General features: G+C 71.2%; 13 protein-coding genes. 5 read left to right on the top strand and 8 right to left on the bottom strand.

The annotated features are described in order from the left end of the window. Positions 1-75: 75 nt before the first annotated feature. Entirely contained in the window at positions 76-1,938 is a 1,863-nt protein-coding gene (locus KCH87_RS40615; protein ID WP_210592938.1) for a sulfatase, read from the top strand. Between the two features lie 51 nt (positions 1,939-1,989). Here the strand turns inward: KCH87_RS40615 and KCH87_RS40610 are convergent, their stop codons facing one another. Beyond that, positions 1,990-2,838 (bottom strand): alpha/beta fold hydrolase, encoded by an 849-nt coding sequence (locus KCH87_RS40610; RefSeq protein WP_210592937.1) that lies wholly within the window; start codon positions 2,836-2,838, stop codon positions 1,990-1,992. 165 nt (positions 2,839-3,003) lie between these two features. Here KCH87_RS40610 and paaK point away from each other — a divergent pair, with 165 nt between their 5' ends. Beyond that, positions 3,004-4,299: a phenylacetate--CoA ligase PaaK gene (gene paaK / locus KCH87_RS40605; protein ID WP_210592936.1), complete on the top strand. Its 1,296-nt coding sequence runs from the start codon at positions 3,004-3,006 to the stop codon at positions 4,297-4,299. 157 nt (positions 4,300-4,456) lie between these two features. Here paaK and KCH87_RS40600 read toward each other — a convergent pair whose 3' ends face one another. Continuing rightward, positions 4,457-5,950: an acyl-CoA synthetase gene (locus tag KCH87_RS40600; protein ID WP_210592935.1), complete on the bottom strand. Its 1,494-nt coding sequence runs from the start codon at positions 5,948-5,950 to the stop codon at positions 4,457-4,459. A gap of 95 nt (positions 5,951-6,045) precedes the next feature. Here KCH87_RS40600 and KCH87_RS40595 point away from each other — a divergent pair, with 95 nt between their 5' ends. After that, positions 6,046-8,460: a penicillin acylase family protein gene (locus tag KCH87_RS40595; RefSeq protein WP_210592934.1), complete on the top strand. Its 2,415-nt coding sequence runs from the start codon at positions 6,046-6,048 to the stop codon at positions 8,458-8,460. 84 nt (positions 8,461-8,544) lie between these two features. Here KCH87_RS40595 and KCH87_RS40590 read toward each other — a convergent pair whose 3' ends face one another. Beyond that, on the bottom strand, positions 8,545-10,086 hold the full coding sequence (locus tag KCH87_RS40590) for an acyl-CoA synthetase (RefSeq protein WP_210592933.1): 1,542 nt from the start codon (positions 10,084-10,086) through the stop codon (positions 8,545-8,547). Continuing rightward, positions 10,083-11,210, bottom strand: coding sequence for a nitronate monooxygenase (locus KCH87_RS40585; protein WP_210592932.1), 1,128 nt, complete (start codon positions 11,208-11,210; stop codon positions 10,083-10,085). The genes KCH87_RS40590 and KCH87_RS40585 overlap by 4 nt, the downstream gene beginning before the upstream one ends. A 169-nt stretch (positions 11,211-11,379) precedes the next feature. Between KCH87_RS40585 and KCH87_RS40580 the strand changes: the two genes are divergently transcribed. Then, positions 11,380-13,164 (top strand): serine hydrolase domain-containing protein, encoded by a 1,785-nt coding sequence (locus tag KCH87_RS40580; protein ID WP_210592931.1) that lies wholly within the window; start codon positions 11,380-11,382, stop codon positions 13,162-13,164. A 247-nt stretch (positions 13,165-13,411) separates the two neighbouring features. On the opposite strand, the gene KCH87_RS40575 is transcribed toward KCH87_RS40580, so the two are convergent. Further along, positions 13,412-14,263: a helix-turn-helix transcriptional regulator gene (locus KCH87_RS40575; protein WP_210592930.1), complete on the bottom strand. Its 852-nt coding sequence runs from the start codon at positions 14,261-14,263 to the stop codon at positions 13,412-13,414. A gap of 54 nt (positions 14,264-14,317) precedes the next feature. Here KCH87_RS40575 and KCH87_RS40570 point away from each other — a divergent pair, with 54 nt between their 5' ends. Further along, the gene (locus KCH87_RS40570; protein ID WP_210592929.1) at positions 14,318-15,142 is read left to right on the top strand and encodes an SDR family oxidoreductase; all 825 of its coding nucleotides are present in this window, start codon (positions 14,318-14,320) and stop codon (positions 15,140-15,142) included. Between the two features lie 9 nt (positions 15,143-15,151). Here KCH87_RS40570 and KCH87_RS40565 read toward each other — a convergent pair whose 3' ends face one another. The 3 genes from KCH87_RS40565 to KCH87_RS40555 are packed head-to-tail and all read right to left on the bottom strand — an operon-like array spanning position 15,152 to position 19,907. Further along, complete coding sequence (locus tag KCH87_RS40565; protein ID WP_210592928.1) at positions 15,152-16,753, bottom strand: NAD(P)/FAD-dependent oxidoreductase; 1,602 nt, start codon at positions 16,751-16,753, stop codon at positions 15,152-15,154. 16 nt (positions 16,754-16,769) lie between these two features. Beyond that, the gene (locus KCH87_RS40560) at positions 16,770-19,007 is read right to left on the bottom strand and encodes a serine/threonine-protein kinase (protein ID WP_210592927.1); all 2,238 of its coding nucleotides are present in this window, start codon (positions 19,005-19,007) and stop codon (positions 16,770-16,772) included. Between the two features lie 54 nt (positions 19,008-19,061). Further along, complete coding sequence (locus KCH87_RS40555) at positions 19,062-19,907, bottom strand: oxygenase MpaB family protein (RefSeq protein WP_210592926.1); 846 nt, start codon at positions 19,905-19,907, stop codon at positions 19,062-19,064. Positions 19,908-19,913: the final 6 nt, after the last annotated feature.

The following is a 19,913-nucleotide window of genomic DNA, read 5'->3' as shown; positions in this document are numbered from 1 at the left end:
CTGATGGTGGCGGAACGGGTTCTGGTCTGATCCGGTCCGCCGCACCATCGCCGGGTTTCGCACGGAAGGACCTTCGTGTCTCAGCACGTCACTCGTTCTCGTCAGCTGCCGGACGCCGAAGACGGGACGGCTGACAGCGGGAAATCGGACGCCGGGACAACAGACGTCGGGACAACGGACGCCGAGCCATCGGACGCCGAGCCATCGGACGTCGAGGCGCTCGAAGGCGGTGCGCCCGACACCGAGGCCCCCGAAGCCGCTTCCGAAGCCGCTCCCGGGGCAGCCGGCTGGTTCGGCTGGCGCCGGAAGTACCCCCGTACGGCCCGTGGCGTGACCGTGGGCACGACCGTCCTGGCCGCCGCTCTCGTCCTCTTCGCCCTCCTCGTACCCAACCGGCTCGAACGCCTGAACCTCGCCGCGTTCCTGCGCATCCCGGCCGAGGGCGTCCTGCTCGCCGGTCTGCTGCTGGCGCTGCCGCCCAGGCCCCGGCGGATCATGGCGGTGCTGGCGGGCGCGTCCCTCGGTCTGCTCACCGTCCTGAAGTTCGTCGACATGGGCTTCTACCAAGTGCTGGCCCGCCCCTTCGACCTGGTCCTGGACTGGATACTGCTCGACGACGCGACCGACTTCCTCCGCGAGTCCTTCGGCCGCACCGGCCAGGTACTCGCCGTGGTCGCGGTGATCGTCCTGTTCGTCGCCGTACTGGTCCTCACCACGCTCGCGACGGTGCGGCTCACGAACCTGATGGTCCGCCACCGTCCCGCCGCCGCCCGTACGACCCTGATCCTCGGCACCGCGTGGATGACCTGCGTCACTCTGAGCGTGCAGGTCGCCGGCGTCCAGGTCGCCACCAAGGGCAACGCCGAGTTCCTCGGGAACCGGGTGGAGCAGGTGCGCGCGGGCCTGAGAGACGCCGAGGTCTTCGAGAAGCAGGCCGCCGTCGACGCGTTCGCGGCCACTCCCCCGGACCAGCTGCTCACCGGACTGCGCGGCAAGGACGTCCTGTTCACGTTCATCGAGAGCTACGGCAGGGTCGCCATCGACGACCCCGCGATGGCACCGCAGATCGACGCGGTCCTCAAGGAGGGCACCCGCTCCCTCGACGCGGCCGGGTTCGCGTCGCGCAGCGCCTGGCTCAGGTCACCGATCACCGGTGCCGGGAGCTGGCTGGCCCACTCGACTTTCCTGTCCGGCCTGTGGATCAAGAACCAGCAGCGCTACCGCAGCCTGACCACCAGCGATCGCACGAACCTCACCAACTACTTCGGCAAGACCGGCGCCTGGCGGACGGTCGGGATCGTGCCCGGGGTGCGGCGGGCCTGGCCGGAGGGGAAGTTCTTCGGCCTCGACCACATCTACGACTCCGAGCACCTCGGCTATCAAGGCCCCTACTTCAGCTGGACGCCCGTGCCCGACCAGTTCAGCATGGAGGCCTTCGAACGCCTGGAGCACGGCCGCAAGGACCGCCGGCCGATCATGGCGGAGATCATCCTGGCGTCCAGCCACAACCCCTGGGCACCCGTCGCCCGCATGATCGACTGGGACGACCTCGGCGACGGCTCGGTCTTCCACGGGATCAAGGAGGAGGGCAAGGACCCCAAGGAGGTCTGGAAGAACCCGGAGAGCGTGCGCACCGAGTACCGGCGCGCCATCGAGTACTCCCTGCGCAGTGTGACCGAATGGCTCGAACGCTACGGCGACGAGAACACGGTCCTCGTCTTCCTCGGCGACCACCAGCCCGTCCCGACGGTCACCGCGGGCGACCGGAGCAAGGACGTGCCGGTCACCATCGTCGCCCGTGACCAGAAGGTGCTGGACAGGATCTCGGACTGGGGCTGGACGGACGGCCTCAAGCCCGCCCCGGACGGGCCGCGCTGGGGTATGGACGCCTTCCGTGACCGCTTCATGACGGCGTACGGACCTCAGAACTCCGGCTGATCTCCTCGGCGTAACCGCGGGAGCGGCGGTCCTCCCTCTGCTCTGCGGCGGCTAGGCCCCTCCGCTCCCGTCGAGGAAGGCGGCGACGCGGCGTACGAAGAACTCCGGGTCGTCCAGCCAGGGGTAGTGGCCGGCGCCTGGCTGGACCGCCCACTCTGCGTTCGGGAAGGCGCCGGCGGCGCGGCGGACGAGTGCGGGCCGAGGCCCACCGTCGAGCTCACCGGCGTACAGCAGGACCGGAGCGGCAAGGCGGGTCAGGGCGGCCCGGGTCGCGGGCGGGTCGTAGGCGCCGTCCGCGCCGTACAGGTCGGCGGCCTCGTCGTTCGTCTCGTCCTCCTCACGCGCCGCATGGGCCCGAGCCACATGGTCCCAACGCCCGTAGAAGAAGGGCACGAAGGCCGGATCGAAGTCGCCCGCACCGCCCAGCCAGGCCTCGAACGCGGGAAAGGCCCCCGCGAACCACGGCTCGTCCTTCCGCAGCCGCGCCGCCTCCAGGCGGTCCGCGGCCGTCGGCGGCATACCGATCGCCCGCGGGGCCGCGGAGATCAGTGCGAGCCGTGACACTCGCTCCGGATACCGGGCCGCGTACCGGGTCGCCAGTGCACCGCCCGCCGAGTGTGCCAGCAGGTCCATGTGGTGCAGACCCATGTGGGCCCGCAACACCTCCACGTCGTCGACCAGCCGGTCGCACCGATACGTCGCCGGGTCCACCGGCACCGCGGAGTCGCCCGTGCCGCGCAGGTCGAGCAGCACCAGCCGGCGGTGAGCGGCGAGTCCGCCCAGATCGCCGAGGTAGGAGGAGGCCCGCATCGGCCCTCCGGGCAGGACGACGAGCGGTTCCCCGTCACCCCGCAGGTGACAGGTCAGCCGGGTGCCGTCGGGCGCGCTGAAGATCGGCATGCGCCCGATCCTCGGCCCCGGGCGCACCGGCCCGCAACGGGGTTCGCCGAGAAATCGGCGCCAGAGCCCTTGCCTGAGGTCAGATGGCCTGGGTTACTGATCTAGAGCGAGTCGACCGAATGATCGGTCGTCCGGATTGATGCGGTTGTGTGAGGGAGTGCGCACATGGCGAACACGGCGGAGGACCTCCGGGACTCGGGGGAACGGCTCGACGCGGAGGCACTGCGGGCGCTCCAGCTGGAGCGGCTGCGCACCTCGCTGCGACATGCCTATGCCCACGTGCCCTTCTACCGGGAGTCCTTCGACAAGGCGGGCGTCCATCCCGACGACTGCCGTTCCCTCGCCGATCTGGCGCACTTCCCCTTCACCACCAAGGCGGACCTGCGCGAGAACTATCCGTACGGGATGTTCGCGGTACCCCGGGACCGTATCCGCCGTATCCACGCCTCCAGCGGCACCACCGGACGTCCCACGGTGGTCGGCTACACGGACAACGACCTGTCCCTGTGGTCGGACATGGTGGCCCGGTCGATCCGGGCGGCGGGCGGGCGTCCCGGCGACATCGCACATGTGGCGTACGGCTATGGGCTGTTCACTGGCGGGCTCGGCGCCCACTACGGCGCCGAACGACTCGGCTGTACGGTCATCCCCGCCTCCGGCGGTATGACGGCCCGCCAGGTCCAGCTGATCCAGGACCTGAAGCCCGGGATCATCATGGTGACGCCGTCGTACATGCTCACGATCCTCGACGAGTTCGAGCGGCAGGGCGTCGATCCGCGCGGCACGTCCCTGCGCGTGGGCATCTTCGGCGCCGAGCCCTGGACCGAGCAGATGCGCCGCGAGATCGAGGAGCGGTTCGCGATCGACGCGGTCGACATCTACGGGCTGTCCGAGGTGATCGGGCCGGGCGTGGCTCAGGAGTGCGTGGAGACGAAGGACGGGCTGCACATCTGGGAGGACCACTTCTTCCCCGAGATCGTGGATCCGATCACCGGTGAGGTGCTGCCGGAGGGCGAGGAAGGGGAACTCGTCTTCACCTCGCTCACCAAAGAGGCCATGCCCATCGTCCGGTACCGGACCCGGGACCTGACCCGTCTGCTGCCGGGGACCGCCCGTGTCTTCCGGCGGATGGAGAAGATCACCGGCCGCAGCGACGACCTGGTGATCCTGCGCGGCGTCAATCTGTTCCCGACCCAGATCGAGGAGATCGTGCTCCGCACTCCGGGTGTCGCGCCCCACTTCCAGCTCCGTCTCACCCGAGAGGGCCGCCTCGACTCCCTGACCGTCCGCGCGGAGGCCCGCTCCGACGCGTCCCCCGAGACGCGGGACGCCGCCGCTCAGGCCATCGCGGCGGCCGTCAAGGACGGCATCGGCGTGTCGGTCGCCGTCGAGATCGTGGACCCGGAGTCTCTGGAGCGGTCCGTGGGCAAGATCCGGCGGATCGTGGACCTGCGCACGTAGGCGCTCCGCCGGCTGTGTCGATAGGCGGCTCCGCCGCGGGGCCGCGATGTGTCGTTTGTTCGCTGCGGCGCCGTCGTGGCTGGTCGCTCCCCCATCGCGGCGGAGCCGCATAGCGACACAGCCCCGCGCCCTTTGGGGGCGCTGCCGGCCGACCTGACTAGGCGAACCGGTCCCTCAGCTCCCGTTTGAGGATCTTCCCGCTCGCGTTGCGCGGCAGCTCGTCCACGAACAGGACCCGCTTCGGGGCCTTGAAGTGGGAGAGCTTCTCGCGGGCGTGCGCCATGAGGTCGTCCTCCGTGACCTCACCGCGGCGCACGACGACTGCCGTGACGGCCTCGATCCAGCGCTCGTCGGGCAGGCCGATCACGGCCACCTCGGCGACGGCCTCATGTGTGTACAGCGCGTCCTCGACCTGACGTGACGCGACCAGCACACCACCGGAGTTGATGACGTCCTTGACCCGGTCGACGACGGTGAAGTAGCCGTGCGCGTCCCGCACGGCGAGGTCGCCGGAGTGGAACCAGCCGTCACGGAAGGCGTCGGCGGTCTCCTCCGGCTTGTCCCAGTAGCCTTCGCACAACTGCGGGGACCGGTAGACGATCTCGCCCGGCGTGCCGTCGGGTACGTCCTTCCCGTCCTCGTCGACCACCCGGGCGTCCACGAACAGGACGGGACGGCCGCAGGAGTCCATCCGGCCCTTGTGTTCGCCGGGTCCGAGAACCGTGGCCAGGGGGCCGATCTCGCTCTGCCCGAAGCAGTTGTAGAAGCCCAGCTTCGGAAGCCGCTCGCGCAGCCGTTCCAGCACGGGCACCGGCATGATGGACGCCCCGTAGTACGCCTTCCGCAGCGCGCCGAGGTCACGGCGGTCGAAGTCCGGGCGGTTGGCGAGGCCGATCCACACGGTGGGCGGGGCGAACAGACTGTCCACGCGGCCCTCTTCGATCAGGTCGAACAGCCGGTCGCCGTCGGGCGCGTCGAGGATGATGTTCGTGGCCCCGACCGCGAGGTACGGCAGCAGGAACACATGCATCTGCGCCGAGTGGTAGAGCGGCAGCGAGTGCACGGGGCGGTCGCCCGCGCTGAGGTCGAGGGCGGTGATCGCGCTGAGGTACTCGTGCACCAGCGCCCGGTGCGTCATCATCGCGCCCTTGGGCAGGGCCGTGGTGCCGGATGTGTAGAGCAGCTGCACCAGGTCCTCGGAGCGCGGCTCCGGGCCGTCGTGTGCGGGCGCCTGCGCCAGCCGCGCGAGCAGCGAGTCGTCGGCGTCGCGCAGCGACATCGTACGGACGCCGTCCGGGAGCCGGCCGGCCAGGCCGGGGTCGGTCAGGACGAGCGCGCTGCCGGACTGGCCGACGATGTAGGCGAGGTCGTCGCCGGTGAGGTTCTGGTTGACCGGTACGTGCACCAGGCCCGCGCGGGCGCAGGCCAGGAAGCCGATGAGGTAGGCATCGGAGTTGTGGCCGTAGGAGCCGACCCTGTCGCCCGGGGCGAGGCCCTGGTCGAGCAGCACACTCGCCGCCCGCGAGACGGCCTCGTCGAGTTCCTCGTACGTCCAGGAGCGATCGCCGTAGTCGACCGCTGTGCGCGCCGGGGTGCGCCGGGCGCTGCGTCGCAGGATCGCGTCAACCGTGCTGCCGTGTCCAGGCGTCATGACACATGATCCTGGTTGTGGCGCTGACGGAGGTCAAGGCGCATACCCGTTGGTACGCTCAACCGCTCCTTCCCTCAATGACGTTGGGAGGCACGATGCGCACCCGCTTAAGACGGTTCGTCGTCGCGGCCGTCGCCTTACTCACCGCGACCACCGCCCTGCCGGCGGCCGCGGCAGAACGCCAGAGCCCACAGCAGCATCCGTCGCACGGCGGACTGTCCGCCGTGATCCGCTACACCGAGTACGGCATTCCGCACATTGTCGCTAAGGACTACTCGAACCTCGGCTTCGGCACGGGGTGGGCGCAGGCCGCCGACCAGGTGTGCGTGCTCGCCGACGGTTTCGTCACGCTGCGCGGCGACCGCTCGCGCTACTTCGGGCCCGACGCGGCCACGGACTTCTCGCTCTCCGACGCTTCCGACAACCTCTCCAGTGACCTGTACTTCCGCGGGGTGCGGGAGACGGGAACGGTCGAGCGACTGCTTGCGCAGCCCGCGCCCCAAGGCCCGAGCCGCGCGGTCCGGGACCTCATGAAGGGTTGGGCGGCCGGTTACAACGCATGGCTGAAGCAGAAGCGGATCACCGACCCTGCCTGCGCGGGCGCCGCCTGGGTACGCCCCGTCACCACACTCGATGTCGCCACGCGCGCGTACGCGCTCTCCGTCCTGGGCGGCCAGGGCGGCCTCGTGGACGCGATCACCGCCGCAGGGCCGCCGGCCGCTTCCGCCGCCGGCACCGATGCCCGCGTCCCGGACGCCCGGTCGGCCGCGGCAGGCGCGCGCGAGCTGTTCGGCATCACCGACATGGGCTCGAACGCCGTCGCGTTCAACGGCAGTACGACAGCGAACGGACGCGGCCTGCTGCTGGGAAATCCGCACTACCCGTGGCAGGGCGGACGCCGGTTCTGGCAGGCACAGCAGACGATCCCGGGTGAACTGAACGTCTCCGGGGGTTCGTTGCTGGGCACGCCGACGATCTCCATCGGCTACAACGCACATGTGGCGTGGAGCCACACCGTGTCGACCGGCATTCCGCTCAACCTGCATCAGCTGAAGCTGGATCCGGCCGATCCCACGACGTATCTGGTCGACGGCAAGCCGGAGCGGATGATCCGGCGGACCGTGACCGTCCCGGTGCAGGACGGCGCCCCGGTGACCCGCACCCAGTGGTGGACCCGGTACGGCCCCGTGGTCGTGTCCCCCGGCGGCGAACTCCCGCTGCCCTGGACCACGACGACGGCCTATGCGCTGAACGACCCGAACGCGCAGAACCTGCGTCTCTTCGACACCTCTCTCGGCTTCAGCAAGGCTCGCGACACGGGCGATGTCGTCGAATCGCTCGGCCGGAGCCAGGGCATCCCCTGGGTGAACACCGTCGCCGCCGACTCCTCGGGGCACTCCCTGTTCACCCAGTCGCAGGTCCTCCCCCGGATCACCGACGAGTTGGCGACGCGCTGCTCGACTCCGCTCGGCAAGGTCACCTATCCGTCGGCGGGGATCGCGGTCCTCGACGGTTCGCGCGCCGACTGCGCACTCGGCAGCGACCCCGACGCCGTACAGCCCGGAATCTTCGGGCCCTCGAAGATGCCGACGCTGAAGGACGCGCCGTACGTCGAGAACTCCAACGACAGTGCGTGGCTCGCCAACCTCGACCAGCCGGTCACCGGCTACGAGCGGGTCTTCGGACCGGTCCGTACGGCCGCCTCGGTGCGGACCCGCGGTGCCGTCGCCGATGTCGCGGACCTGGCGGCGAAGGGCGGGCTCACCGTCGGGGATCTCCAGCGGCAGCAGTTCGCGAACCACTCGACCGCGGGCGAGCTGGCCGCGGGCGACGCGGCCAAGGCGTGCGCGGCGCTGCCCGGGGGAACGGCAACCGGCAGCGGAGGCACGGCAGTTGACGTCAGCCAGGCCTGCGGTGTGCTGACGTCCTGGGACCGCACGATGAACAGCGACAGCCGGGGCGCGCTGCTCTTCGACCGGCTCTGGCGCAAGCTGCGCACCGTGGTTCCGTCCGCGCAGCTCTGGAAGGTCCCGTTCTCGGCTGCCGACCCGGTCGGCACCCCGAACACGCTCAACACCGACGCGCCGGGCTTCACCACGGCCCTCGCCGACACGGTGACGGAGCTGCGTGCGGCGGGCATCGCGCTCGACGCCCGGCTCGGGGACCACCAGTACGTCGAACGGAAGGGGCAGCGCCTCCCCGTGGGCGGTGGCACCGAGTCCCTGGGGGTGTGGAACAAGATCGAGCCCGTCTGGGACACGGCCAAGGGCGGCTACCGTGACGTCACCTTCGGCTCCAGCCACATCCAGGCCGTGGGCTGGGACGGCAGCCGCTGTCCGGTGGCCCGCACGCTGCTGACGTACTCCCAGTCCTCGAACCCGAACTCGCCGCACTTCAGCGACCAGACCCGGTTGTTCTCCGGGGAGAAGTGGGTGACGCCCCGCTTCTGCGAGAAGGACATCATGTCGTCGCCCGCCCTGCGGGTGGTCCGGGTGACCGAGCGCCGGTGACGGTGGTGTGGGCCTGTCCCACATGGGGCGGGCCCACATGGGGCGGGCCCACACATCGCGTCACGTCGGTATGGGCGTGGCCGCTCACACCGGCCGCGTACGGCCCTCCCAGTACGGATCCCGCAGCCGCCGCTTGTAGAGCTTCCCGTTGGGATCCCGCGGCATCTCCGCGATGAAGTCCACGCTCTTGGGCCGCTTGTAGCCGGCGAGTTGCGCGGCGCAGTGATCCAGGATCGCGGCGGCGAGGTCGGGGCCGGGTTCGTGGCCGGGGGCCGCTTCGACGACGGCCTTGACCTCCTCGCCCCAGTCGTCGTGCGGGATGCCGAAGGCGGCGGCGTCGGCGACGGCGGGGTGCGCGAGCAGGGCGGACTCGATCTCGGCCGGGTAGATGTTGACCCCGCCCGAGATGATCATGTCGATCTTGCGGTCGCGGAGGAAGAGATAGCCGTCCTCGTCGAGGAGGCCGAGGTCGCCGACGGTGAAGAAGTCGCCGATGCGGTTCTTGCGGGTCTTGGTCTCGTCCTTGTGGTAGGCGAAGCCGCCCGTCGTCATCTTCATGTAGACGGTGCCGAGTTCGCCGGGCGGCAGCCGCTTGCCGTCGTCGTCGAAGATCGCGAGTTCGCTGATGGGCCAGGCCTTGCCGACCGTGCCGGGCTTCTTGAGCCAGTCCTCGGCGGTCGCGAAGGCCCCGCCGCCCTCGCTGGCCGCGTAGTACTCCTCCACACAGTCGCCCCACCAGTCGATCATGGCCCGCTTGACGTGGTCGGGGCAGGGCGCGGCGCCGTGGATGGCGTGCCGCATGGACGACACGTCGTACGACCGCCTTGTGTGGTCCGGCAAGGCGAGCAGCCGGTGGAACTGTGTCGGGACCATATGGGTGTGCGTGCACCGATGGGTGTCGATGACACGGAGCATCTCCTCCGGCGTCCACTTGTCCATCAGGACGAGGCGGTGCCCGATGTGCAGGGAGGCGCCGGCGAATTGCAGCACGGCGGTGTGGTACAGCGGCGAACAGACGAGGTGCACGTTGTCGTCGAACGGCTGGATGCCGAAGATGCCGAGGAAGCCGCCGAGGTAGGACTCTTCCGGGAGCTTGCCGGGCAGGGGGCGGCGGATGCCGCGGGGGCGGCCGGTGGTGCCCGAGGTGTAGTTCATCACCCAGCCGAGGGTGCGGTCGGAGGGCGCCGACTCCGGTTGTCCGTCGAGGAGTTCGGCGTACGGCCGGAAACCCTCGACCGTGCCGAGTGCGTACCGGTGGGAGAGCGGGAGGCCCGCCTCGTCGGCAGCCTGCCGCGCGGGACCCGCGAACCGTTCGTGGGCGAGAAGCACCTTGGCCCCGGAGTCGGCGACGATCCAGGCGATCTCGGGGCCGACGAAGTGGTGGTTGACGGGGACGAGGTAGAACCCGGCCTGGGTGGCGGCCAGATACGCGGTGAAGAACTCGGGCCCGTTGGGCAGCACGACCGCGAAGGCGTCGCCGCGTTCCAGTCCGGCCGCACGCAGGCCGTGGACGAGCCGGTTGGCGGCGGCGTTCAGGCGGCCCGCGGTCCATGACTCGCCGTCCGGTGCGATGAGGACCGTGCGGCCGGGGTCTTCGGCGGCCTGGGCCCAGAATCCGGTGGTCACGACTGTCCGCTCCTTCCGGCGATGCGGTTGATGTGGTCGACGGCCTTCTCGAAGCCGCGCGTGAGGTCGTCGAAGACGGCCTGGACGCTGCGTTCGCTGGTCATCCGGCCGACGATCTGGCCGACGGGCGTGCCCAGCAGCGGTTCGACCTCGTGCTTCTGGATGCGGGAGACGGCCTCGGCGACGAGCAGCCCCTGCAAGGGCATGGGCAGAGTGCCCGGCCCGTCCGCGTCGTCCCAGGCGTCGGTCCAGTCGGTGCGCAACTGGCGCGCGGGCTTCCCGGTCAGCGCGCGGGAGCGGACGGTGTCGCCGGAGCCGGCGGCGAGCAGTTTGCGGGTGAGGGCGGGTGAGTGGAGGTCGGCCTCTGTGGTGGTCAGCCATATGGAGCCCAGCCACACACCCTGGGCCCCGAGCGCCAGAGCGGCCGCCACCTGCTGCCCGCTGCCGATACCGCCCGCGGCCAGCACCGGCAGCGGGTCGACGGCCTCGACGACCTCGGGCGTGAGGACCATGGAGGCGATCTCACCGGTGTGGCCGCCTGCCTCGTAGCCCTGCGCCACGACGATGTCGATGCCCCCCTCCTGGTGCTTGCGAGCATGCCGGGCGCTGCCCGCGAGGGCGGCTACGAGCACATCCTGGTCGTGGGCCCGGGTCACCACGTCGGCGGGCGGGGAGCCGAGGGCGTTGGCGAGCAGCTTGATCGGGTAGTCGAAGGCGACGTCGAGCTGGGAGCGGGCGACCTGCTCCATCCACCCGGTGATGCGCCAGCCGGCCGCCTCGCCCTCGGCCAGCTCCGGCACCCCGTACTTGGCGAGGGTGTCCTGGACGAACTGCCGGTGCGTGTCCGGGATCATCGCCTCGACGTCGGCCTCGGTCAGTGTTTGATTTTTCGGGGCTTCGACCTTCTTGGCGGGCATGACGACGTCGAGGCCGTACGGCATGCCGTCGACGTGTGCCTCGATCCAGTCGAGGTCGCGTTTGAGGTCGTCGGGGGCCGTATAGCGGACCGCGCCGAGCACTCCGAAGCCGCCGGCCCGGCTGATGGCCGCGGCGACGGCGGGGAACGGCGTGAAGCCGAAGACGGCGTGCTCGACTCCCAGTTTCTTGCTCAGCTCCGTCTGCATGGGCGCAGGATGCCGCAGTCCCCCGGACGACGGAAGACCTTCTCTGACGTTCCGTCAGATGTTTTGCGCCCGACGCCCCGTTGACACCCGACACGCCTGACACAAAAGTTTCACTCCACAAGGGCAATCCGGAAAGATACTTTCAGGCGGCTCAGCGGGAGGCTTGTCGATGACCGAAGACGCAGTGCCCGGCAGACGACGTGGACTGACCCGCCGTCAACTGGCCCGACGGACATTCGCCGTGGGTGGCGCGCTGGCCGTCGCCCCGTTCCCCGCCGGACCCGCGGCAGCCGCCGTACCCCATGACCACCCCACGCTGCGGCCCGGCTCCCCCGAACGCGCCGGTCTGCTCCCCGCTCACCTGCGTCAACTCGTCACCGACGCGGAGACTTTCCTCGGCCCCTCCCCCAAGTACCCCTGGTACGCGGGCGCCGTGCTGCTCGCCGGGCGTGGCGGCACGGTGGCCCTGCATGAGCCGATCGGCATGGCGGTGCGCTACGCGGCGTACGACGAGAAGGCGGACACCGGCGTCGAGTTCCCGGCCGCGCAGCAGGTCCCCATGGCCGAGGACACCGTCTTCGACCTGGCCTCCGTCTCCAAGCTGTTCACGTCGATCCTCGCCGTGCAGCAGATCGAACGGGGCGCCCTGGAGCTGGAGGCGAAGGTCGCGTCCTACCTCCCGGAGTTCGGCGCCGCGGGCAAGCAGGACATCACGATCCGTCAACTCCTCACCCACACCTCGGGGTTCCGCCCCTGGATCCCGCTCTACAGCGCACCGACGTACGAGGAGAAGCTCCAGCTCATCTGGGACGAGGCGCCGCTCAATCCACCGGGCACCACCTACCTCTACTCGGACCTCAACCTGATCTCGCTCCAGCTGGTCCTGGAGCACCTCACCGACCGCACCCTCGACACCCTCCTCCGCGAGGAGATCACCGCCCCGCTCGGCATGCACCGCACCCGCTACAACCCGCCCGCCTCCTGGAAGCCGAAGATCGCGGCGACGGAGGACGCGCGCAAGCCGTGGTCGGGGCTGGACCGAGGGCTGGTGTGGGGCGAGGTACACGACGAGAACGCCTTCAGCCTGGGCGGAGTCGCCGGCCACGCCGGGGTGTTCTCGAACGCGTGGGATCTCGCGGTCCTCGGCCGGACACTGCTGAACGGCGGCGACTACGGGCGGGCGCGCATCCTCCGACCGGAGTCGGTGGAGCTGATGTTCACCGACTTCAACACCGACTTCCCCGGCGACGAGCACGGCCTGGGCTTCGAGCTCTACCAGCACTGGTACATGGGCGCGATGGCCACCCCACGCACGGCGGGCCACACCGGCTTCACCGGCACCTCGCTGGTCCTCGACCCGACGACCGACTCGTTCCTGGTCGTGCTCGGCAACTCGGTGCATCCGGTGCGTAGTTGGCGGTCCGGCTCGGCGCCTCGGGTGGCGGCCGCGAACCATCTGGCGCGGGCTGTCCCGGTCCGCCCACGCCATGGCCGTACGGCCTGGTTCTCCGGCATGGCGAGCTCCACCACCGCCACTCTGGCGCTGCCCGCGCTGGACACCTCGGCGGGCGGGGCCCGGCTGCGCTGTTCCCTGTGGTGGGACACCGAGCCGCAGACGGACGTCCTCGCCCTTGAGGGCAGCGCGGACGGCGGTACGACCTGGCAGCCGGTGCCGTTCACCACCGCCCGCCCCGGTGGGGAGCCGCAGGAGCGCCCGGCGGGTACGGTCACCGGCTGGTCGGGGCGCCTGTGGCACCGGCTGACGGCGGACCTCCCGGCCGCCCGACAGGTCGCGCTGCGCTGGCGGTACGCCACGGACCGGCTCTATGTGGGCCGGGGCACCTATGTGGACGGGCTGCGCGTCGAGGACCCGGACAGTGTTCTCTTCGACGAGGCACGGCCGGCGGACGCGGCGCGGATCACGGCATCCGGGTGGACGGCATCCTCCGGCTGACGGCTCGGCCGGGGCGTCCACGGCCGAGCCCAGGGGTGAACCAAGTGCCGGCAGCCCAGGTTCCGGACTACGGCGGATGTTGTTCTGCTTGTGCGCCTGATCCGCACAGACGGCGGGAACCCGGGTGGCATCCTCGGCGGTCAGCTTCCGCGCGACGGCCTTGATGTTCTCCTGCACGATGGCCGGAAGGGCGGGGGTTCGCCGAACGAGCCAGAGGACAGAAGCCTCGCCTGTTGGCGGCGAGAGCTCAGCCGGGCACGTCCATGCGCTGGGTGCCGACGACCGACAGCAGCCGCAGCGCCTCCTCGGACCGTGAGCCCGGCTCGGCGGTGTAGATCACCACTCGCTGGTCGCGGTCGGTGATGTCCAGGACATCGCAGTTGACCGAGACCGTCCCGACGAGCGGGTGGTCGAAGGTCTTGTGGAGGGTGGGCCGGGCGATCACGCAGTGCTCGGCCCAGAGCCGGGCGAACTCCTCGCTCCCGGCGAGGAGTTCGTCGACCAGCGCGGTCACCTCGGGGTCGTGGGGGTAGCGGGCCGCGGCGGCGCGCAGATGGTTGGTCGCGGTGGCGGCGAACTCGTCCGGATCCGACACTCCGTACAGCGGCCGTCCGTCAGGGTTCGGGCCGAGGAAGCCCCGCCGGAGCAGGTTCCGGTCGCGCCGGGACAGCGCCGAGAAGTCCTCCATCAGGGCGGCCGCCAGGTCGTTCCACGCGATGACCTCGTACGTCGCCGAGATCACGAACGCCGCGGCCTGCGGCAGCCGGTGCAACAGGTCGACGATGCTCTGCCGGACCTCCCGCGAGGGACCCGGCGGTGGAGCGGGCGGGGTTCCGGCGAGGTGATGGAGGTGGTCGCGCTCGGGGTCCGACAGGCGCAGGGCGCGGGCGATCTGGGCCAGTACCTCGCGCGAGGGGTGCGGGCCCCGCGCCTGCTCCAGCCGCGTGTAGTACTCGGTGGAGATGTACGCCAGCTGCGCCACCTCCTCGCGGCGCAGTCCCGGGGTCCGTCGTCGCGCCCCGGCGGGCAGGCCCACGTCGGCGGGGGTGATGCGCTCACGCCTGCCGCGCAGGAAGGCGGCCAGTTCTCGTCGGTCCACGCCTCCAGTGTGCGCGCGAGTCCGGGCGCTCAGCCAGGTACCGCCGGTGCCTGGATGCGATCGGCGGCGGGACGCAGGCTCGACGGTATGGACAACACACAGACCACCACGCTCACGACCGCGGGCCTGCTCGCCGACAAGGTCGCCTTCATCGCCGGTGCGGGCCGCGGCATCGGCGCCGCCGCGGCCCGGCTGTTCGCCCGGGAAGGCGCCCGGGTGCTCCTCGCGGCGCGCACCGAGACCGAGCTCAAGGCGGTGACCGAGGAGATCCGGGCCGCCGGCGGCACCGCCGACTACGTACGGTGCGACCTGGCCGACGCGGCGAGCGTCCGGGCCGCCGTCGACCGGACCGTCGAGCTGTACGGCAGGCTCGACGTCGCCTTCAACAACGGCGCGGCCATCCAGCAGCCCGGCCCGATGGACCAGCTGCCGGAGGCCGACTTCGACCACATCCTCGCGGTCAACCTCAAGGGCCCCTGGCTGGCCATGACCGCGGAGATCGCCGCCATCCGGGCCACCGCCAAGACCGGGGCGATCGTCAACACCTCCAGCGTCGGCAGCCTGGGAGCCAACCCCGTGCTGCCCGCGTACGGCGCGGCGAAGCGGGCCGTCAACAGCCTGACCGCGTCAGCAGCCGCCACGTACGGTCCGGAAGGCATCCGCGTCAACGCCATCGCACCCGGCACCACACAGACCGCGATGATCGACGCCTGGGAGGCGAACACCCCCGGCATCGTCGACCACCTCAACGCCCAGACCCCGCTGGGCCGCTCCGCCCACCCGGACGAGGTCGCGCAGGCAGCGGCCTGGCTCCTGAGCGACCGCGCCTCCTACGTCACCGGCACGGTCCTGCGGGTCGACGGCGGCATGCGGTCCTGACCCGACCGATCAGCCGTCGCCCCGCTCCAGCACCGCCATGGCGGCGTTGTGCCCCGGCACCCCGCTCACCCCGCCCCCGCGCACCGCGCCCGCCCCGCACAGCAGCACGTTCGCGTGCGCGGTCTCCACACCCCAGCGGCCGACGCCGTCCTGGGCGTACGGCCAGGCGAGGTCGCGGTGGAAGATGTTGCCGCCCGGCAGCCGCAGGTCGCGCTCCAGATCCAGCGGCGTCTTCGCCTCGATGCACGGCCGCCCCTCCGCGTCGGTCGCCAGGCAGTCGGCGAGCGGTTCGGCGAGGTGGGCGTCCAGCTGGGCCAGCGTGGACTTCAGCAGCTCGTCGCGTACGGCGTCGTTGTCCTGCGCGAAGAGCCGGGCGGGCGTGTGCAGGCCGAACAGGGTGAGCGTCTGGTAGCCCCGGTCGACCAGGGCCGGGCCGAGGATCGTCGGGTCGGTGAGCGAGTGGCAGTAGATCTCCGAGGGCGGCCGGGCGGGGAGCTCGCCGGCGGCGGCCTGGGCGTGGGCGGCGGCCAGTTGCTCGTAGCCCTCGGCGATGTGGAAGGTGCCGGCGAACGCCTCCCGTGGGTCCACGGAGCTGTCGCGCAGGGCGGGCAGCCGCTTGAGCAGCATGTTCACCTTGAGCTGGGCGCCCTCGGCGGGTTCGGGCGGCTCGTCGCCGGTGAGGGCGGCGAGCGCTTGCGGGGAGGCGTTCACCAGGACGTGGCGGGCGGCGGCGACGCCTTCGCCGTCGGCGGTCCGGTAGGTGATCTCGGCGGTACGGCCGTCCGTGGCGATCCGTTCCACTTCGTGGCCGGTGGCGATGACGGCGCCCGCGTTCCGTGCCGCGGCGGCCAGGGCGTCGGTGAGGGCCCCCATGCCGCCGACGGGTACGTCCCAGGCGCCCGTGCCTCCGCCGATCACGTGGTAGAGGAAGCAGCGGTTCTGCCGCAGCGAGGGGTCGTGGGCGTCGGCGAAGGTCCCGATCAGGGCGTCGGTGAGGACGACGCCCCGGACCAGGTCGTCGGTGAAGCGGTCCTCGACGGCGACGCCGATGGGGTCCTCGAAGAGGGTTCGCCAGGCCTCCTCGTCGTCGATGCGCCGGCGCAGTTCGTCGCGGGTGGGCAGCGGTTCGGTGAGGGTCGGGAAGACCCGCTCGGCGACCCGGCCGGTCATGCCGTAGAAGCGCTGCCAGGCCTGGTACTCGGTCTGGCCGCCGGTGAGCCGCGCGAAGGCCTCGCGGGTGCGCCGTTCGCCGCCGCCGACCAGGAGTCCCGTGGGGCTGCCGTCCCGCTCCACGGGCGTGTACGACGAGATGGTGCGTCCGCGTACCCGGAAGTTCAGCCCCAGATCCCGCACGATCTTCTTCGGCACCAGGCTGACCAGGTACGAGTAGCGCGACAGCCGTGCGTCGACGCCCGCGAACGGGCGGGTGGACACGGCGGCGCCCCCGGTGTGGTCCAGCCGCTCCAGCACCAGGACGGAGCGTCCGGCCCGGGCCAGGTAGGCGGCGGCGACGAGGCCGTTGTGGCCACCGCCGACGATGACGGCGTCGTACGTACGTCCTTCGTGTGCAGGCATGGTTCTTCGTAACACGTGATGATCTAGGTCGGCCATAGGTGCCGCGCCGGAGTCAGGTTCCGCCGGACGCCCGCTGCTGTCGTAGCACCGCGACCCTGCGGTACAGCTCGACCGCCTCCGCGCCCCGGCCGAGCTGTTCGAGGCAGTGGGCCTCGTCGTTGCGGCTGGCGAGGGTGTCGGGATGGTCGGCGCCGAGGACGCGTTCACGGGCGGCGGCGACGCGCCGGTATTCGGTGAGGGCGTCGGGCCAGCGGCCGAGCCAGCCCAGGCCGACGGCGACCTCGCGACGGCTGACGAGGGTGTCCGGGTGGTCGGGGCCCAGCACCCGTTCGCGGATCGCGCACACGTCGCGGGACTCCGCAAGGGCTTCCTCCCAGCGGCCGAGCCGGCCGAGGTTGACGCCGAGGCCGTGGCGGGCCCGCAGGGTCTCAGCGTGAGCGGGGCCGTGCACGCGGCTGCGGTCTTCGATCAGGTCCCGGTACAGCTTGAGGGCGTCGGCGCTGCGGCCGAGGCGGCCGAGGCTGATGCCGACCTCGTAGCGGGCGGCGAGGGTGTCGGCGTGGTCGGGACCGAGTGCCTGGGCGCGCGCCTCGGCGACCTCTACATAGGTCTGCAACGCCTCCGGCCAGCGGCCCAACTGGCCCAGCGCATAAGCGACTTCGTAACGCGTGACCAGGGTGTCGGGGTGGTTCGGGCCCAGCACGCGGGCCCGCGCGGCGGCCACGTCGCAGGCCATGCGGTACGAGTCCTCCAGGCGTCCCAGGCGACTGAGGTTGAAGGCGAGGTTGTGGCGGCAGCGCAGGGTGTCGGGATGGTCGGCGCCCATGGTGCGCTCCCGGGCCGCGAGCACCGACGTATAGACCTGATGGGCGTCGAAGTGCCGCCCCAACTGGCCCAGGACGTACGCCATTTCCTGGCGCACGGCGAGCGAGTCGGGGTGGTCGGCGCCGAGCACCCGGGTGCGGGCCGCGGCGACGTGCTTGTACTCGCGCAGGGCGTCGGCGGCGCGGCCGGTGCGGCTGAGGGTGAAGGCGACCTCGTAGCGGCTGGCGAGGGTGTCGGGGTGGTCGGGGCCGAGGAGGTGCTCGCGCTCGGCGACGACCGCGCGGTGCACTTCGCCCGCCTCGGCCCAGCGTCCGAGCCGTCCGAGGCTGAGGCCCGCGTTGTGCCGGCCGGCCAGCGCGCTGAGCGCCTCCGGGGGCGGAGCGGGCGGCTCCACCTGCATCGGTTCCTCGGTCCGGCCGGTGACCGGGCGGGCGATCCACTCGCCGGTGAGGCCGGCTCCGGCGTCCGGGGGTGTGATCCTGAGGTTGGCGCCGGTCGCCTTGTGGCCGGTGGTCATGCCGCGGGTCCAGGACGGCAGCCGGGTCTCGCGGGGCGCCGGTTCGGGCGGGCGGAGTTCCGGCTGGGGTGTCACGACCGTCGGCACGTACGTCGGTGTGGTGCGGCCCGCGTCGATCCGGCGGCACAACTCGCGGGCGTCGTGCGGGCGTTGCTCGGGCCGCTTGGCCAGCAGGTCCAGGATGACCTTCTCGAAGTACTCGGGCAGCTCGGCGCGGTGGGTGCGGGGCGGCTGCGGCGGCGTGTCCCGGTGGCCGATGAGGATCGCCCAGGCGTCGTCCAGGTCGAACGGGGGTACCCCGGTGGCGATTTCGTACAGCACGCAGCCGAGTGAGTACAGGTCGCTGCGCCGGTCGACCTCGGTTCCGCCGATCTGCTCCGGTGACATGTAGTGCGGGGTGCCCATCGCGATGCCCGTGCCGGTCAGCCGTGAGGTGAAGCCGATGTCGTGGCCGAGGCGCGCTATGCCGAAGTCGCAGATCTTCACCGTGCCGTCGGTGAGCCGCATGATGTTCGCGGGCTTCAGGTCCCGGTGCACGATGCCCTGCTGGTGGGTGTAGGCGAGGGCCGCGGCGACCTGGTCGGCGATCTCGACGACGTCCGGGACGGGCAGCGGATGGTGCTTGTTGTCCTCCAGGAGCTGACTGAGATTGCGGCCCTCCAGGAGCTCCATGACGAGGTACAGGACGCCGTCGTACTCACCGAAGTCGTGGACGACGGTCACGCCGCGGTGCTGGAGCGCGGCGGCCACCCGGGCCTCGCGGCGGAACCGCTCGCGCAGGACGCGGGTGAAGGCCTGGTCGTGGGACGAGCCGAGGGGCTTGAGGCACTTCACGGCCACCAGACGGCCGAGCGACTCGTCGCGCGCCCGCCACACCTCGCCCATGCCCCCGCGCCCGATCAGGTCGAGCAGCCGGTACCGGCCCTGGATCAGCCTGGTCTCCGCCATCTCGTGCCGTCGCCCCCGTCGATGGTCGCCCCGTTGCTCGTCCAGTATGGCGACCTATCGTCCGAGTTTGTACGGTGCCGGGCGCGAGCCGGGGCCGAGGCGCGCCATCGCGCGGAGGATGTGTTTGGGCGGGAGTTGCCAACGCACATGTGCGGGAACACAGCGCAACAGGGTGCCCGTGGCGCGCAACTGCCGGGTGACGACGGCGGGTTGCGGGGCCGGTCTGCCGTACAGCTCATGGGCGTACGACGGCAGAGCCGCATACGCCAGATGTGCCACACGCCGCCACAGCAGCTCGCGTGCCGGTATGAGCAGGGGGTGCGTCGGCGGGTGGAGGAGGAAGTCGTCCACCGTGCGTGCTTCGGGTCCCGCGGCGAGTTCGGGGCGCACCTTCTCGAAGTAGGCGGCCATCTCCGCCCGGTTCGCGGGTACGGCGTCCGGGGCGAGGCCCACCAGCCGGGCGCTGACCCGGTGTTCGCGGATGTACCGGTCGGCCTGGGCGTCGGTGAGCCGGAAGCCTGAGCGGCGCCCGACGCGCAGGTAGGAGTCTATTTCGGCGCAGTGCACCCACAGCAGCAGCTCTGGTTCGTCGACGCCGTACCGCTCCCCGGTGTCCGGGTCCGTCGCCCCGAGCATGCTGTGGATCTTCCGTACCCGGGCGCCCGCCCGTTCGGCGGCCTCGGTGGTGCCGTAGGTGATGGTGCCGACGAAGTTGGCGGTCCGCATCAGCCGGCCCCAGGCGTCGCTGCGGAAGTCGGAGTTCTGGATGACTCCGCGCACGGCGCGCGGATGCAGTGCCTGGAGGTAGAGCGCGCGGACTCCGGCGACCCACATCATCGGGTCGCCGTGCATCTGCCAGGTCACGGAACCAGGGCCGAACAGACCGGGATCACCCGTCATGTCCGC

It is taken from the genome of Streptomyces sp. GESEQ-35 (assembly GCF_017948485.1).
Lineage (GTDB): Bacteria > Actinomycetota > Actinomycetes > Streptomycetales > Streptomycetaceae > Streptomyces.
Note: the sequence above shows the minus strand (reverse complement) of the source record. Positions and strands in the feature narration are given on the sequence as shown.